The sequence below is a fragment of the Enterobacter cloacae complex sp. XAL002 genome, from assembly GCF_049236805.1.
GTDB lineage: Bacteria > Pseudomonadota > Gammaproteobacteria > Enterobacterales > Enterobacteriaceae > Enterobacter > Enterobacter intestinihominis.
Map to the genome: position 1 here is coordinate 1 of NZ_JBMKJN010000079.1, position 662 is coordinate 662.

General features: G+C 44.6%; 1 protein-coding gene and 1 pseudogene. One reads left to right on the top strand and one right to left on the bottom strand.

Annotated features, from left to right (window positions below):
• Positions 1 to 154: 154 nt before the first annotated feature.
• Positions 155 to 427 (bottom strand): annotated as a pseudogene (locus tag ACOT0L_RS24020) (IS1 family transposase); the annotation flags it as partial.
• A 98-nt stretch (positions 428 to 525) separates the two neighbouring features.
• On the opposite strand from ACOT0L_RS24020, the gene ACOT0L_RS24025 reads away from it, so the two are divergent.
• On the top strand, positions 526 to 662 hold a 137-nt coding region (locus tag ACOT0L_RS24025), incomplete at its 3' end, for a hypothetical protein (protein ID WP_421637287.1).

Genomic DNA, 662 nt, shown 5'->3' on the forward strand with positions numbered 1-662 from the left:
TTAATCTTTGCCATTAAGAAAACTGGCACATTCAAAAACAAGACCATCCCACAACCTCATGAGCCACATAAATCAAATAATAGATTTTTATATTCAGACGTAATGAGGTTTATAGAATCACTAAAAGACAAAGAGAACCGGTAATGACTCCAACTTACTGATAGTGTTTTATGTTCAGATAATGCCCGATGACCTTGTCATGCAGCTCCACCGATTTTGAGAACGACAGTGACTTCCGTCCCAGCCTTGCCAGATGTTGTCTCAGATTCAGGTTATGTCGCTCAATGCGCTGAGTGTAACGCTTGCTGATAACGTGCAGCTTTCCCTTCAGGCGGGATTCATACAGCGGCCAGCCATCCGTCATCCATACCACGACCTCAAAGGCCGACAGCAGGCCCAGAAGACGCTCCAGCGTGGCCAACGTGCGTTACCTAACAATAAACCTGTTTAAATATCCAGATAAAAACATTCAATCTGGGTCAAATGAGTGATACAGTTTCACCCATAAGACCCAATGGAGGCAATATGTCTGAATTTGAATTACTGGCGCAGGATCTGCTTGAGAAAGCAGAAGCGGAAGAACAACTGCGACAGGAAAATGATAAAAAGCTGCTCGGGCAGGTGCTGGAAATCTATGACCAGAAGTACGTGGCTGAACTGCT